The organism is Sphingomonas sp. CFBP9019 (genome assembly GCF_034045155.1).
Lineage (GTDB): Bacteria > Pseudomonadota > Alphaproteobacteria > Sphingomonadales > Sphingomonadaceae > Sphingomonas > Sphingomonas aerolata.
In genome coordinates this window covers 394891-410490 of the sequence record NZ_JAXCWK010000002.1, presented here as the reverse complement: position 1 = coordinate 410490, position 15600 = coordinate 394891, and the positions used below count along the sequence as shown (strand labels likewise).

The 15600-nt window shown below is 65.7% G+C and carries 9 protein-coding genes; 3 read left to right on the top strand and 6 right to left on the bottom strand.

Annotated features, from left to right (window positions below; genetic code table 11):
• Positions 1 to 62: 62 nt before the first annotated feature.
• The 3 genes from SOM18_RS05920 (at position 63) to SOM18_RS05910 (ending at position 3582) form a co-directional block, all read left to right on the top strand.
• Complete coding sequence (locus SOM18_RS05920; RefSeq protein WP_152555325.1) at positions 63 to 1556, top strand: FAD/NAD(P)-binding protein; 1494 nt, start codon at positions 63 to 65, stop codon at positions 1554 to 1556.
• Positions 1553 to 2482: a hypothetical protein gene (locus SOM18_RS05915; protein WP_320481450.1), complete on the top strand. Its 930-nt coding sequence runs from the start codon at positions 1553 to 1555 to the stop codon at positions 2480 to 2482. Before SOM18_RS05920 ends, SOM18_RS05915 begins: the two co-directional genes overlap by 4 nt.
• 107 nt (positions 2483 to 2589) lie before the next feature.
• On the top strand, positions 2590 to 3582 hold the full coding sequence (locus SOM18_RS05910; protein ID WP_245336836.1) for an SDR family oxidoreductase: 993 nt from the start codon (positions 2590 to 2592) through the stop codon (positions 3580 to 3582).
• 58 nt (positions 3583 to 3640) lie between these two features.
• Here the strand turns inward: SOM18_RS05910 and SOM18_RS05905 are convergent, their stop codons facing one another.
• The 6 genes from SOM18_RS05905 to SOM18_RS05880 form a co-directional block, all read right to left on the bottom strand.
• On the bottom strand, positions 3641 to 5689 hold the full coding sequence (locus SOM18_RS05905; RefSeq protein WP_320481449.1) for a beta-galactosidase: 2049 nt from the start codon (positions 5687 to 5689) through the stop codon (positions 3641 to 3643).
• Between the two features lie 133 nt (positions 5690 to 5822).
• Positions 5823 to 7379 carry an alpha-L-fucosidase gene (locus tag SOM18_RS05900; RefSeq protein ID WP_031440644.1) on the bottom strand — a complete coding sequence of 519 codons (1557 nt, stop codon included), beginning with the start codon at positions 7377 to 7379 and terminating at the stop codon, positions 5823 to 5825.
• 21 nt (positions 7380 to 7400) lie between these two features.
• The gene (locus SOM18_RS05895; RefSeq protein ID WP_320481448.1) at positions 7401 to 8951 is read right to left on the bottom strand and encodes a GH39 family glycosyl hydrolase; all 1551 of its coding nucleotides are present in this window, start codon (positions 8949 to 8951) and stop codon (positions 7401 to 7403) included.
• 159 nt (positions 8952 to 9110) lie between these two features.
• Positions 9111 to 10646, bottom strand: coding sequence for a tryptophan halogenase family protein (locus tag SOM18_RS05890; protein ID WP_031440642.1), 1536 nt, complete (start codon positions 10644 to 10646; stop codon positions 9111 to 9113).
• Positions 10643 to 12193 carry a tryptophan halogenase family protein gene (locus SOM18_RS05885; RefSeq protein WP_192008422.1) on the bottom strand — a complete coding sequence of 517 codons (1551 nt, stop codon included), beginning with the start codon at positions 12191 to 12193 and terminating at the stop codon, positions 10643 to 10645. The genes SOM18_RS05890 and SOM18_RS05885 overlap by 4 nt, the downstream gene beginning before the upstream one ends.
• 55 nt (positions 12194 to 12248) lie before the next feature.
• Positions 12249 to 15407, bottom strand: coding sequence for a TonB-dependent receptor (locus SOM18_RS05880; RefSeq protein WP_031440641.1), 3159 nt, complete (start codon positions 15405 to 15407; stop codon positions 12249 to 12251).
• Between the last annotated feature and the right edge of the window lie 193 nt (positions 15408 to 15600).

Below are 15600 nucleotides of genomic sequence, written 5' to 3'. Positions count from 1 at the left end.
TCTCGGCCGTGGCACCATATAGCGCCCGCGCGTTGTCGCCGTTCGTCAGCGAATGGGATATCATGCCGAAAACATTGACTATTATCGGCATGGGGGCCTGTGGCGTCGCCGCCTTCGCCGAAGCCGTCACGCGACTATGCTATGATCCGGGCGACGGATGGGTCATCCATCTGGTCGAGCGGGACGACGAGCTTGCGCGCGGCCTGGCGTTCGGCACGGAACAGCCGGGGCATCGTCTGAATACCGAATCCCGTCTCATGGGGCTCTATGACCGCGAGCCGGGTCATTTCCGGACCTGGCTCGAGGCGCGGCGCGCGGCAGCCGGGACTCCGCTCGACCCCGATGGCGTCGAATATCCCGAGCGCCGGGAATATCGCCTCTATATGCAGGAGGTCCTCGACCAGGCGCTCGACCAGGCCCGGCGCGCGAGGATCGACGTTCGTATCCACCATCAGGAAGCCGTCAGCATCGAGGGCGACCATGATGCGGCGACCATCACGTTCTCGGACGGATCGACGATCGCGACGGACGTCGTTCTCCTGACGATCGGCACCCCCGATCCCGACCGGTTCGCCACCCTGAACGGCAAACCCGGCTATTTCGATTCGCCCTACCCCGCGGACCGCATGACCAGGGGGATCGACAGCGATCAGTCCGTTGTCATCCTCGGAAGCGGTCTCAGCGCGATCGACGCGGTGATGACGCTGCTCGACGAAGGGCACCGCGGACATATCCATCTGATTTCGAAGGAAGGCCTGCTGCCGCGGGTCGAAATTCCCGCACCCGAGACGGGGTATGACCGTCAGCATCTCACGCTGGAAAACGTCCACCGGCATATCCGCGAACGCGGCGCCGCTTTCTCGGTCGTGGACCTGTTCCGCCTCTTCCGCATCGAGGCCGAGACTGCCGCAGGACGCGCGATCGACTGGCAGGCCGAGGATCGCGCCGACGGCGACGCCCAAGCCGCCCTGCTCCACGACATCGCCGCGGCTGACGCCGGCGACGAACCGTTCCAGCGCATATTGACCGCCGCCCGCCATGATTCCACCGCGATCTGGAACCTGTTGCGACCCGCCGACCAGAAACGGTTCGGGCAATGGCTGGCGCCGCATTTCGCCGGGGCGCGCTTCGTCACACCGATGGTGAACGCGCGGCGCCTCGCCGAGGCGATGACGCGCGGGCAGCTCAGCGTCCGCGGACGAGTCGATGAAACCATTGCCAACCCGACCGGCACCGGCTTCATCGTCCGGTTCACGACGAGCGACACGCTCGAGACGCCGGTCGTCGTCAACGCCACCGGCCAGGCGACCACCCTCGCCGAGATGAAGGAAACGCTCGTCAAGGATCTGCTCGCCAAGGACTGGCTGCAACCACACCCGGTCGGTGGTGCCATCGCACACCGCGCGACCTGCCGGATCATATCGGCCAGCCGAGACGCACCACGCATCTACGCACTCGGCCAGTTGCTCAACGGCGAGTTGCGCGACACCAACGCGGTCTGGTTCAATGTCGAGTGCGCGGGCCGCGCCATCGACGATATCCTGCGCCAGCAATGAGCGCGCTCGGCAACATCGCGGCGGCACTGCTGCCGCTTTATGGCGTGATCCTGCTCGCCTGGGGCGTCGGGGCGCGTGTGCCCTGGGCGGCGAAGCTGTTCTCGACCATCCTCGTCTTCGGCCTCATCCCGTTGCTGGTCATCGACAAGGTGCTCGGCGCGGAAACGCAGCAGTTGCTGGTGATCCCCCCGCTGATGTTCGCGGTCGCGGCGCTGATGAGCATTCCTGCCCACCGGTTGGCCAAGCGGCTCGGCGACGATTTCGATCCCAAATTGCTGTCGGCCTCCTTCTCGTTCTTCAACGTCGCATTCTTCGGCGTGCCCGTCAGCCAGGCGCTCTTCGGCGAGGTCGGCGTCTCGACGGTGATCTGCGCCTATATCGGCAGCGCGCTGTACGGCGACACGATCGGCTATTTCCTGATCGCGCGGACCAAGGAGGGTACGCGCAAGGCCGCAACCAAGGCGCTGCGCGTGCCCGTCGTCTATGTGATCGTCGGCGCGATCATCGCGAAGGCGGCGGGTGTCACGATGCCCGAGGCGGCGTCGCCGATCCTGTCGGTCGCCGGTACACTGGTGTCGGTTCTCGGCATGGCGGTCATCGGCCTCAACCTCGCCGAGACTGGCCGCGACGACTGGCGGCCCCGGCTGATGACCCGGATCCTCGGCGTCAGGCAGGTCAGCGGGCTCGTTTTGATCGCCACCGCACTTGCGCTCGAAGCCGCGTTCATCGGCATCCTCGCACCCCGCGACCGCGTCATCGTCGGGCTGATCGCACTGTTTCCGATCGCGAGCAACGTCACGCTGTTCGCGACCCTCCTCGACACGAACCGCAAGGCCGCGGCCGTCCTCGTCGCACTGTCGAGCGCGGTCTCGCTCGTGCTTGTCCTGCTGGTCGTCGGCGTGTTTCACTCGGCGATACCGAGTTAGGGATTGCGCAAAGCACCGCGGTGCGCGCCCTGAAACAATCTCGGTAAGATCCGGAACAGACACAGTCACTTGGCGCTTTGGATGTCACGCATCCCGGGAGCTGAACCATGACCGATCCAACACGCCGCACCTTCGTGTCGGGCGCCGCCGTCACCGCGAGCGCGCTCGCCGCGACCACCGTTGCCGCTGCGGCTCAGGGTGGGGGCAAGCCCGCCGCCGCACCGACGCCGGCCGCTGCCGCCTATCCCAAGCCGCCCTACCCCGTCCAGCGTCAGCCCTGGCCGGGTCTCGCGTCGAAGATGACGCCGCGGCCCGATCATGGCGAGACGAGCTACAAGGGGTCGGGAAAGCTGACCGGCAAGCGAGCGCTGATCACCGGCGGCGATAGCGGGATCGGGCGCGCTGCGGCGATCGCCTATGCACGCGAGGGCGCGGACGTCGCGATCAACTACCTGCCGGCCGAAGAACCTGACGCGCGCGAAGTCGTCGCGCTGATCCGGGCCGAGGGACGCAAGGCCGTCGCGATTCCTGGCGACCTGCGCGACGAACGCTTCTGCCGCAAGCTGGTTCAGCAGGCCGCCGAACAGCTTGGCGGGCTCGACATCCTCGTCAACAATGCCGCGCGCCAGCAGACCCGCCCGGGCATCGCCGATATCTCGAGCCAGGATTTCGACGATACGATGAAGACCAACGTCTATGCGCCGTTCTGGCTGACCAAGGCCGCGCTCGAGCGGATGGGTGCAGGCGCGGTGATCGTGAACACCTCGTCGGAACAGGCTGGCAACCCGTCGCCCGACATCGTCGATTATGCACTCACCCGCGCGGCGGTGCTTAACTTCACCAAGAGCATGGCCAAGCAGGTCGCGAGCCGCGGTATCCGCGTCAATGCGGTCGCGCCGGGCCCGTTCTGGACCCCGTTGCAGGTCAGCGGCGGCGCGACGCCTGAAAAGCTGCGCAGTTTCGGCGGCGATTCGCCGATGGCGCGTGCGGGCCAGCCGGCCGAAATCGCCGCGCTCTATGTCGCGGCGGCTGATCCGTCGCTCAGCTATTCGACCGGGCAGATCTTCGGGTCGACCGGCGGCAATGGACAGCCCGCCTGACGAGTGTTGTCGCGCTGGGGCTCGAAGCATCAGCCTCGAGCCCCCAGCGCGACGCTCCTTACTCGACCAAGGCGACGCCATAGCCCGCGAGGTCGAGCGCGCCGGGCAGCTTCCGCCCCGTCAAGACGTCGCGGGCCGTACCCGACTTTGCGCCGGACATCGCCACGCTCAGCGCACCGGGCGTCGTATTGACGTAGAGCGTCCGCCCTTCGACCGTCCGTGCGACCACCCCTTCGGGAGTTGCCGGTCCCGTCCGGATCTTTAGCCGGGCGTAAAGCGACCGGATCAGCGGGTCGCTTAACCCCGGTTGCGCCGCGGTCGCGAGATAGATCGCCTGCCCCTTGCCGAATGTGTTGACGGTGATCGCCGGGCTCTTGTCGGGCGTGTTCTCGAACCGCGCGAGGACCTTTGCCGTGCTCGGCTCGAGCACCTCGTAATAGGGATCCGTGCCGCTGAGTTCGCGGCCCTCGAAGCGGACGCGGAGCGGCTGTTCGGATCGGTAGAAGGCGTTGGTCCGCAGCCCGAACACGTCGGTCATGCCGCCCGGCAACGGCGTGCCGAACCATTTCCCGGTCGCGTCCACCTTCGCCGAATAGCCCGTCGTGACCACCGTACCGCCCCGCTCGACGTAACCGCGAAGCGCCGCCGCGATCTTCGTATCGACCAGATACGCGCTCGACACGATGACGAGCTTATAGGCGTCGATCGGGTCGTGGCCGATGTCGATCACCGCCGCATCGATATTGTCGCGGTAGAGCGGTGCAAACGCCGCCTTCACCGCCGTCGTGTAGTCGGTCTTGAAATATTCGGGCGTGGTGTTCGGCCCGGGCGGCGGGCTGGTCAGCCACATCGTGTCGAACGAATAATGCACCGCGACCTGCGGCGGGTCGTAGCGGGGGAAACCCATCGTCTGGAGCTGGCGGAACTCGCGTGCGATCTTCGCGAATTCGCCCACCTTCCACGACGGCCGGTCGTCATGGTCGACCAGCCCGAACAAGGCCTGCTCCTCTCCGCCGAGATGCGAATTGAAGGTCCAGGCGAGGACCGTCTGCGCGTAATGCAGCAGCCCGAAATACGCCCACATCCGCGACCGCCCGGGCGTGCCGTAATAGCCGCCGCCTCCGGCAGTGAACTCGTTGAACCAGACCGGCGTCTGGTGCCCGGCCCGGTTCATCATGACCTCGAACCCCGCACCGAGCGGGTCGCCGGGATAAAATCCCTGCGCGCCATAGGTCGAGACATCTTCCCAGGACCGGAGATAATCGAACCCCTTGGTCCCTGCCGTCGGCCAGAAGTTCGACGCGACAGGCAGGTTCGGGGCAAAGCGCTTGCGGATGGATTCGAGGTCCTTCAGCGCGCCGATCGTGTCGTCCGACCAGAAGCGGCGCAGGTCGAGATAGCGCTCATTGGGCCCCGGACCCCGGCCATAGGGAAGGTCGACCTGATCCCAGTCGCCGATCCGGCGGGACCAGCGCTGCGTCGCCCATGCGGTGTTGAGCGCGTCGACCGTCCCGTATTTCTGCTTCAGCCAGACGACGAACCGATCCCGGTCCGCCGCCGAATAGGACATCTGGCCATTGCCGATCTCATTGTCATAGCCCAGCGCGATCACCGCGGGATGCTTGGCATAACGCTGCATCATCCGCTCGGCGAGACGACCGGCGAGGCGGCGATAATCGGGGTCGCTGATATTGTCCCAGTAGCGCGAGGCGGCGTTGACCCGCACCCCGTCCTGCGTGACGATGTCGACGCCCGGATAGCGCTTGTGCAGCCAGATCGGTGCCGGCTGGCCCGGAATGTCGACGATGACCCGGATGCCCGCCGCCTGCATCTGACGCAGCACATCGTCGAAGCGCTCGAAGGTGAACCGCCCCTCTTCGGGTTCGAAATAGTCCCAGGCCAGATCCCCCATCCGGACCATGTTGAACCCGGCCGCTTTCATCACCGCGATATCGCTGGTGATCTGCGCCGGGCTGCGGTCGACGGGCTGATAACAGGTGCCGACGAACAGCTGCCCCTTGCCGGGCCAGCCGGGATGGCCGGCGGCGCTCTGCGCGCCCGCAGGAGCCGCGAGCAGCGCCGGCGCGGCCGTTGCAAGGGTCAACATCAGGGCAATGGATTGCGCGCGGCGACGTAACATGGAGATGGTCGTCCTTATCGAAGCGATGCCCCCCGTCGGGGGGCGCCGGTACTGCGCCAAGCTGGCGAATGGGTGGATCGGTGACGCGGGGACCTGACGCTCAGGCAAAGTCGATCCGGAACGCGCTGGCGTGGCGGGTCGGGAGCGTCGCGGGCACGTCGATCACCAGCGCCTGCCCGGTCTGACGAAAGCGGATCGGCCCGCGATGGCCGAGCAGGCGGACCGCCCGCACCGCGCGCGGCTCGTGCGGGTTGCCAAGCGCCAGCGCGGTGATCGCCACGGTCCCGGCAGGCTCGCCGAGCGTGATCGCGAACAGCTGGTCCTTCTTGGTCGTGAACCGGATATCGCGCGGCGTGTAATCCGCTTTTTCCGAGAACATGCCCGCGGCGGTTTCGGTCGGCCCCTCGCCAAAGATCTTCCAGGGCCGCGTGCCGTGGATCGCCGGCGCGTTGACCGCCATCCACGGCGCCAGTTCCGCCAGAAGCGTCTCGGACTCGGGTGGCAGGCTGCCATCGGGATACATCACGACGTTGAGCAGCATGTTGCCGTTCTTGCTCACGATATCGGCGAGCATCGTCACGATCTGGCTGGTCGTCTTGTAGGGGTGGCGGTCGTTGAAGAACCAGTCGCCATTCGACGTATCGGTCTGCCACGGCAGCGCATTGATGCCCTTGAGCACCCCGCGCTCGACATCCTCGACCGACGCCTCGCGGTGGAACTCCCCCGACCCCGAATTCTTGCAGGTATAGACCGCTTCGAGCCGGCCGCGCCGCGCGATGCTGCCATTGTAGAGATGCGCGACAAGGGCGCGGCCTACGGCCCCGAACGGCAGCCCGCCATCCGAATAGAGCAGGTCGGGCTGATAGCTGTCGACCAGGTCGACGATCCGGTCGAACCAGTGCCGCTGATAGGCGGCGTTCGTGGTGTACCAGGAGGCCGGCGTGTTGCGGTAGGGTTCGTCGCGATTGCCGTGATAGAGATCCGCGTTGGCGGGATCGACACCGTCATAGTCCTGCCCGAGCTTCGGCCAGAACTGATCGTACATCTGGTTCGGATACCACCAGGTATAGCTCGCAGCGAGATGCTCGGACACGCCGAAGCGCAGCCCGCGCCGCGTGGCCGCGGCCTTCCATTCCCCCACGACGTCGCGCTTCGGCCCCATCGCCACCGCGTTCCACCGCTGATGCTTGGAACGCCAGAGGTCGAAATTGTCGTGATGCACCGCCATCGAGACGAAGTATTTGGCGCCCGCGGCGGCATATTTGTCCATCAGCGCGTCCGGATCGAACCGGTCCGCGGTCCATAACGGAAGCAGGTCCTTATAGCCGTGCTCCGACGGATGGCCGTAGGTCTTGAGATGATGCTCGTAATGCGGGTGGCCGGGGACATACATGAAGCGGGCGTACCAGTCGCCCTGACGCGGTACCGCCTGCGGGCCCCAATGCGCCCAGATCCCGAACTTCGCGTCACGAAACCAGTCGGGCGTCTGATAGGTCTTGAGCGAGGCCACCGACGCATCGAAGCGTCCCGCGGGGATTGCCGGGCCGCCGCGTGCTGCGCCTGCCGGAGCCGCCGCAGCCCCCAGCCGCGCCGCGCCGACCCCCAAGGCGCCGAGCAGCGGTGCGGCCAGCACGTCGCGCTTGCTAAATCCCGCCATGTCTTCTCCCCTTTTGCCCGATTATTGTTCGATGCCCGCGGTGCCTGCGGGTTCCAGCGTGACGAGCGCGATGTCGTTGCTGCGCATCGGTACCGTGACGCGCGTCGATCCGCTGCGACCGACCCGGACAGTCCGCGCCTGTTCGGGCAGGTCCTGCGTGGCCTGCTCGAGCCCCTTGCGCTGCGCGGCATCGAGCGACGCGGGCATGCCCATGTCGATATAGAGCGAGAGCGGGTCGTTCCGGCGATAACCGGTCCGGCGGATGGTCAGCCGGTACGTCCCCGCGGGCACGTGATCGAAGGTCAGCGCGATCGGCCGGGCCGCGACCGCGGGCACCTGCCGGGTGTAGAAGGGCTTGTTGCTCAGCGTCTGGACCGGCTGTTGCCAGTCCCAGACCACGGCCGCGATCCGCTGACCATCGGCGGCGGCGAGCACCGTGTCATCCGCCACGGGTATCGCGCGGCCCTTCAACGCGTTCAGATATTTATACGCGAACCAGGCCGGCTTGCGGATACCTTCGCGGTTCATCAACCCGAACCCGCCATGAAAGGGCGTCGGGGGCGGCCCCGGCTCCTCGAACAGGTCGGTATAGGTCCAGTAGCTCATACCCTGCGCATAGGCCCGCGACTGCTTCAGCTTGGTCAGGATGTACGGCGCGCTGATATAGCTGTCGTGGACGAAGTCGCGCGGCGTGTAGCTCGTGCTCCATTCGGTGAAGTAGAGCGGCAGCCCCGGATAGGCCGACGCCTCGATCTGCTCGCGAACGCGGCGCACGTCGCCGACCACCGCGTCGGGCGACGCCGACAGCTTGGTGTCCTGCTTGCCCTCCTCGTCGAGGAATCCGCCCTCGACGCCATAGGTGTGTGTCGTCACGAAATCGATCGGCACGGCGTTCCGCTTTGTAAAGGCGAGCAGCTCGGGCACCCAGGCCGCGCCCGCGGTCGATGGCCCGCCGACCCGCAACGCCGGATCGATCGCCTTGATCGTCCGCGCGGTGTCCGCATAGAGATCGAAATAGGCTTTCTGATCGGCCTTTTCCCAGAACCCGTCGAGATTGGGCTCGTTCCAGACCTCGAAATACCAGCGGCGAACCTCGTCGGCGCCATAACGCTGCCGAACATGGCGGACATAGGCATCGATCAGCCCGCGCCACAAAGCCGGATCGGGATGCGAGGTATTGCCCTTCCAGTAGAAGATCGTCTGCTCCGACGTCCGCATCGCATTGGGCGTGAAGCCGAGCTCGACGAAAGGCCGGATCTTCTTCGCCAGCAGCGCATCATAGAGCTGGTCGATCTTCGTCCAGTCATAGACGATCCCCGCATCCGTCTTGCGCACCGTGCCGAGGACATCGTGGAAGATGTCGTGGAAGCGGATGTAGCGGAAGCCGAGCTCGTCGACCGCGGTCTTGAGCTGCGCCTGGCTGTCGCTGCGGATCAGCGTGCCCGGGAAATCCGAGCCGATCGACAGGTCGAAGGATCGATCGACCGGATCTGCGGCCTTGGCGGCATCGATGACGACGCGGCGTTCGCCCCCACGGGCAACGGGTGCCGCTGCAGCCGGCAGAGTGCTCAACGCTACGACTATTGACGCAGCCATTCCCGCGCTCGACGCCCACCGCATACCCGCTCCCGTTCTTATACGAATTGCCATCATGGTAGCCCGATCAGGCGGAAGGGCAAGCTTTGTCCGACAAATAAGCTTTTTAGCGATCGCGGCGACGTGTAGCTCGGATCAGGCCGCGGTCCGCAGCGGTGCCGCACAATGCCGGGCGATGAAGTCGGCGTGGCGCGGCATCGCCTCGGCGGTCTTAGCGACCATCTCCCGCACATGGTCGAGGAACAGGGCGCTCTCCGCCACCGGCAGCCCTGCGGTCAGCGGATCGACCGACGCCGGCCGGATACCCTGCCCGAGCAGGACCGCGATCCAGCTGTCGGGCGTGAACAATTCGCCCTGTTCGCGGAAGATCCGCGCCCGTCCCGCCCAGAGATCGAGCTTGGCCTGCAGCGACGGCGGCAGCGTCGTGCTCTGGCAATGACGCCAGAACGCCGAATCCGTCCGCGTCGTCGCATGGTAGTGAAGGATGATGAAGTCGCGGACCTGATCATACTCCCGGAGCATCTGCCGGTTATATTCGGCGATCTCGACCGCGCTGAACCCGGTATCGGGGAACAGGCTCATCAGCCGCGCGATACCCGACTGGATCAGATGGATGCTCGTCGATTCGAGCGGCTCGAGAAAGCCGCCGGCCAGCCCGATCGCGACGCAATTCCGGTCCCACAGCCGGTCGCGCCGCCCCGCGACGAACCGCAACTGGCGCGGATCGGCGAGCGGCGGGCCGTCCAGTCCGTCCAGCAGCACCCGCAGCGCGGTCTCGTCGTCGACATGGTCGCTCGCATAAACATGGCCGTTGCCGACGCGGTGCTGGAGCGGGATCCGCCAGCGCCAGCCGGCCGCTTCCGCGGTCGCGCGCGTATGCGGGGCCGGCGCATCGCGGGGTGCACTCGGCACCGCCCAGGCGCGATCGCACGGCAACCAGTGCTGCCAGCTCGTGAACCCGACGTCCATCGCGTCGCCGAGCAGCAGCGATCGAAACCCACTGCAATCGATGAACAGGTCTCCGTTGATCGCACGCCCGTCCGCGAGCCGGACCGCTTCGATGAAGCCAGTCCCGGCCTGCCGATCGACCGCCGCCACGCGCCCCTCGATCCGCACCACACCCGCCGCCTCGGCAAGGTCGCGCAGATATCTGGCATAGAGCGCGGCATCGAAGTGGAAGGCATAGGACAGCGTCGACAGGACCGATTGCGGATTGGCCGATGGTCGCGTGAAACGCCCATTGCGCGCCGCGACCGTGGACAGGCAATAGTCGCCGATAGGCCCCGGAATACCGGGTTGCGCGAGGCCGGCCTGACGCAGCCAGAGCTGATGGAAGGCCACCCCCTCGACGTCGCGGCCATGCGTGCCGAACGGGTGGAAATACGCGTCGCCCAGCCGCCCCCAGTCGCTAAACTCGATGCCCAGCTTGAACGTCGCCCCCGTCGCGCGGACGAAGTCGTCCTCGTCGATGCCGAGCATCCGGTTATAGTCGAGCAGCGAAGGGATCGTCGCCTCGCCCACCCCGACCGTGCCGATCTCCTCAGATTCAACCAGCGTCACCGCGACGCCGCTCTCGACCAGCCGCGTCATCGCGGCGGCGGTCATCCACCCCGCCGTCCCCCCGCCGACGATGACGATCCGGGTGATGCGGGCCGGGCCGGGATCCGTCACGCCGCCGCTCGCGCACCGAAATGATGGTGCTGCGCATAGGTGAGCAGATCGCGGTTCGACGGCAGGTTGCGGACCGCATAGTCGGCCTGACGCCGGACCTCGGCAAACGCACGCCGCGCATCCTCGGCATAGCGCAGCGCGCCGGCCTTTGCGCTCAGGTCGGTTTTCCAGCCCATGCCGTACAGGACATATTGCCAGCTGGCGTCGGTGAAGATGTCGACCTGCCCGTCGATGTCGAGCTCGTTGGGTGGCCGGAACCGCCACCGGTCGAGCAGCTCGAGCAGGCTGTCGGGGACCGAGGCGTCGGCCACATTGTCGCGCCAGAACGCCGTGTCGCGCCGTTCCGAGATGCAGTAATGCAGCTTGATGAAATCGAGCGCGCGCTCGTAGCGGCGTAGCATGTTGGCGTTGAACTGGCGCGCCGACGTCTCGTAGTCGCTGCCCCAGGGAAAGAGGTTCGCGATCATCCCCGCCGAGACCTCGGCAAAGGCGATCCCCGTCGCCTCGAGCGGCTCGAAAAACCCGCTCGACAGCCCGACCGCAACGCAATTCTTGACCCAGTTGACCTCGCGGTACCCCGCATCGAACTTGAAATGGCGCACCTCGGCCTCGTCGCCGCCCGCGCCGAGATAGCCGCGCAACACGCGCTCGGCAGTCTCGTCGTCGCTATGGTCGGACGAATAGACATGCCCGATGCCACGCCTGCGATCGAGCCCGATGTCCCAGATCCAGCCCGACTCCTGCGCGGTGGAAATCGTATAGGATGCGATCGGATCGCCGGGTTTTGCATAAGGCAGCTGCGCGGCGATCGCGCGGTTGCAGAACAGCACGTCGCGGCAGGACCGGAACGGCACCTTCATCGCCTTGCCGATCAGTTCGGCACGAAAGCCCGTGCAATCAATATAGAGATCGGCGTCGAGCATCCCGTTCCGCTCGGTGCGCACCCCGCTGATCGCACCATCTTCCGCAAGCAGCACCTCGGACACGGTGTCGGTCAGATGCCAGACACCGTTCCTGACCGCATGCTCGCGCAACAGCCCGGCGAGCGCCACCGCATCGAAATGATACGCGTAGTTGAGCGGCCCGACATAATCGGGGTTGGTCGCGAGCTTGGGCGCGCGCATTGCGTCGGCGGCCTTTTTCTGCGGATTGGAAACCTCGTCCCAATTCTCCGCGCCGCCATGCCCCAGCAGCCAATAGGGCAGCAGGTCGAGCCCGTCGCTCGCATCGGCGACCTGGAACGGGTGTGAGTAATGATCGGTGCGGCCCTGTCCGGGCGCGTGGCGCCAATGGACGAACTTCGCCCCCTGCTTGAACGTCGCGCCGCATCGCCGGATCAGCTCGGCCTCGTCGATGCCGATCGTCGCCAACGTCCGCCGGATCGTCGGGAAGGTCCCTTCCCCCACGCCGAGGATGCCGATGTCCTTGGATTCGACCAGCGTGATCGAGACCCCGCCCGCCAGATCGGCGCCGAGCCGTTTCGCCAGATAACCCGCGGTCAGCCAGCCGGCGGTACCGCCGCCAACGATCAGGATCCTCTTCCGCATCACGCGCTCCGCTCCGTCCCCTGCCGACCGCGCGTCGACAGGGGACGCATCATCATCAGAAGGCGAGGTTTATGCCAGTGCTGATGCGGCGATCGGCCTGGAACCAGCTGCGCCCGACCAGCTTGCCGCCGGGATAACCACCCATCAGCGTCCGCTGCGTCGCGGCGGTCAGGTTGGTCCCCTGCACGCCGAACGAGAACTGGTCGTTCACCTTGAACCGCACACCCGCATCGACCGAGCCATAATTGCCGCCATAGATCGGCAACGCGATCTGCGTCGACGCATCTTGGCCGCCATCCTGGTTGGTCACGACGCCCGGCGCGCTGTAATACGTATATGTGCCGTTCGTGCCGTTGCTGTTCGTCGACAACAGATAGCGCGAGCGCCAGGAATAGGCGACGCGCAACGAGATCGGGTTGCGCTCGTACAGCAGCGTCGCGTTCAGATTATGCTTCGACAACCCGACCAGCGGCGCGTCGTTGCGAGCGGCGCCGGTGATGTCGCGATAGACATCGCCCGGATTGCTGCTCTTGATGAAGGTGTAGTTGCCCTCGAACCCGATCCCGGCAAGCGCACCGGGCAGCATGTCGAGGAAGAACCGGCCACCGGCCTCGACGCCCTTGACGGTCGCCGCCTTGGTCGAATTGACATAGTCGGTCGCCGACGCAGCCACATTCTCGGTCGTCCCGTCAGTGAACTGGATCGTGACCTGCCGGCTGGTCAGCGCATAGATCGGCAGGTTGGTCAGCCGCTTGTAGAACGGGGCCAGATGGAAGGACGTGCCCGCCCGGCCGTAATATTCGAGCGAGAGGTCGACATTATTCGACAGCGTCGGCTTCAGCAACGGATTGCCCGTGTCCGCGGTGAAGTTGTTGAACGTGCCGATCCCGCCGGGTGTCTGGCTGGGGGTCGTCGCCACGCCGATCGAACCCGACGCACGCAGCGCGTTGAAGCTCGGCAGATCCATCGTGATGTTGTACCCGCCGCGGACCTTGATCCGGTCGGTCGGCGAATATTCGAGATTGATCGACGGCAGCACGCGCGTGAAGTCCGCCTTGCCGCCGCGGGCGAGGAACGTGTTCGCCAGCGTCACCTGCGCGCCGTCGCGGATGAAGACGGTCCCGCCATTCTGCTGGATGAACCCGCTGCCTTCATTCTCGATATGCACGACACGCACGCCGACGTTACCGGAAATGCCGCGTGCGCCTTCCTCGGGCCCGAAGCGGAGCAGTGCATAGCCCGCGATATTCTCGGTACGGTTATTCACCTGATCGCCCGGCAGGACGAACCCGACAGGCCGGATCGCCAGCGTGCCGTCGGGGTTGAACTGGCCGCCATAGCCGGTGACCGGGAGCTGCCCCTTGGACGAGCAATTGCTATAGAGAGGGCTGGCCACGTTCGGTGTCGCGGGGTTGTTGTCGTCGTCAACGGTCGCAGGGCCGCAGAAGCCGGCGGGCGGTGCAGTCACCAGCCCGGTACGGTTTTCATTGAAGCGCGACGCCAGATCCTCCGATGCGAACATCAGGTTGCCCGGCAGCGTCGTGTTGCCACGGAAGAAGTCCTTGAATGCATGGCTGGCGACGTCGCCCGACGCTGCATTGGCATAGGTCAGCTGCGGATCGCCATTCCAGCCGCGACCCAGCGCGGTCCAGTTATAGCCGTTCGACAGATCGCGCTCGGTCCGCTTGGCATAGCGCCCGCCGACCTTGACCGACCGGAAGAAGCTGTTGTCGAACGTATATTCGGCATCGAGCTGCCCTGAATCGAGCCGCCCCTTGTTCCGTTCGTTGTGCGGCATCGACGCCGTCCAGAAATAATTGGCCGGATCGGCGAACGACGCCTGCGTCGCAGGACTGACGGTGATCTGCGGCAGGTCACCCGTCAGGTCCATGCCGAAGCTCTGGCCGAAGCCGACGTCGCGGAAGATGTCGAGACGATCATAGACCTGCCGCGAATCGACGCGCTGCAGCGATCCCTTCAGCGACACATGGCTGTCTGTGGGTGCCCAGACGAACGACAGCGAATAATCGCGCGTCCGCGTGTTGCTCTCGACGAACCCTTTGTTGCCGCTGCTGTTGACCGCCCCACCCGTCGGGGCAAACGTCGCCGTGTCGCGGTTGAACAGCGCGCTCGTCTTGGTGAGCAGGCCGTTGCTGTCGAACGAGCTGCTCGCCGGATCGACCGCCAGAGTCTGCGAATCCAGCTGCGTGCCGTAATCGCTCGACTGGCTCTTGTAGCGCGACTGGAAGAAGCTGCCGGTGAAGGTCAGCGATTCGGCCGGCTGCCACTGCGCCGCGCCATAGATGCCGTAGCGCTTGTACTGAAACGCCTCGTCGCCATAGGCGAAGCCGCTGGGGACGTACCGCTCGTTGCCATCGCTGAGCTTGGTCTTGAAATACGGGCTGACGCGGATGAACTGCGACAGCGAGCTGAACTGGCTGAACGCGACGTCGCCGAGCAGGCCGATCCGGCCGATCGGCGTATCGAACGAATCGGTGATCAGGACCGATCCCGACGGATCCGCCTTGTTCGCCATGTCGCCGAGCGCGAGTTCGCCGGTGCCAGCAATGTGGAACTTGCCGTTGAAGTCGAACGGCATCTTGGTGCGCAGATCGATCTGGCCGCCGGTGCCGCCTTCGATCAGGTCAGCCGTCGATGCCTTGTAGACGTCGACCGCCGCCATCAGTTCGGGCGTGACATCGCTCCACAGGATTGCGCGGCCGTTGTTCGCGCTGAAGATCTCGCGGCCGTTCAGGCGCGACGCGACGCCCGTCAGGCCACGGACCTGCACGCCCGACCCCTGGACCGAATAATGGTCGGGATCGCCCAGTGCGGCAAAACGGACGATCGAGACGCCCGAGACGCGCTGCAGGACTTCGGTGATCGAGTTGTCGGGCAGCTTGCCAGCATCATCGGCGACGACCGAGTCGACGATCGTCTCGCTGCGACGCTTGCGCTCGTCCGCCGCCTCGAGCGCGGCGCGACGGCCGGTGATGACGATATCACCGTCCAAGGTCGCATCGGCCGCGGGTTGCCCGACCTCCTGTCCCGGCGTCGCGGCCTGGGTCGTGTCGGGCGACACGGTCTGCGTTTCCGCCTGCGCCCATGCAGCGCTGCCCGCGCCTGCTGCCAGCAACGCCGCAAGCGACACACCGACCCGCATCGCGATCGCCACACGCCCACGTGGCCCCGAATTCAGAACGAACGCCTTCATAACCCCTCCCCATGCCGCAGCGCATCAGACGCACCACATCAGCAACGGCGCATCTGTAAACGAATGCTACCGCTACCGCCGTTAGGCTGATCTGATTTAGAAGACAATAGAGACAAAGCGAGGATGTGAGACTTAAACGAAAGCAATCAAATCATAAATTGATTTTGTTAAACCTAAGCAAACAGGCAGCTGC

Coding starts and splice junctions, on each gene's coding strand:
- SOM18_RS05900 (WP_031440644.1), bottom strand. CDS start 7,379: ATGGCGGGATTTAGCAAGCGCGACGTGCTGGCCGCACCGCTGCTCGGC.
- SOM18_RS05905 (WP_320481449.1), bottom strand. CDS start 5,689: ATGTTGACCCTTGCAACGGCCGCGCCGGCGCTGCTCGCGGCTCCTGCG.
- SOM18_RS05910 (WP_245336836.1), top strand. CDS start 2,590: ATGACCGATCCAACACGCCGCACCTTCGTGTCGGGCGCCGCCGTCACC.
- SOM18_RS05920 (WP_152555325.1), top strand. CDS start 63: ATGCCGAAAACATTGACTATTATCGGCATGGGGGCCTGTGGCGTCGCC.
- SOM18_RS05885 (WP_192008422.1), bottom strand. CDS start 12,193: ATGCGGAAGAGGATCCTGATCGTTGGCGGCGGTACCGCCGGCTGGCTG.
- SOM18_RS05880 (WP_031440641.1), bottom strand. CDS start 15,407: ATGAAGGCGTTCGTTCTGAATTCGGGGCCACGTGGGCGTGTGGCGATC.
- SOM18_RS05915 (WP_320481450.1), top strand. CDS start 1,553: ATGAGCGCGCTCGGCAACATCGCGGCGGCACTGCTGCCGCTTTATGGC.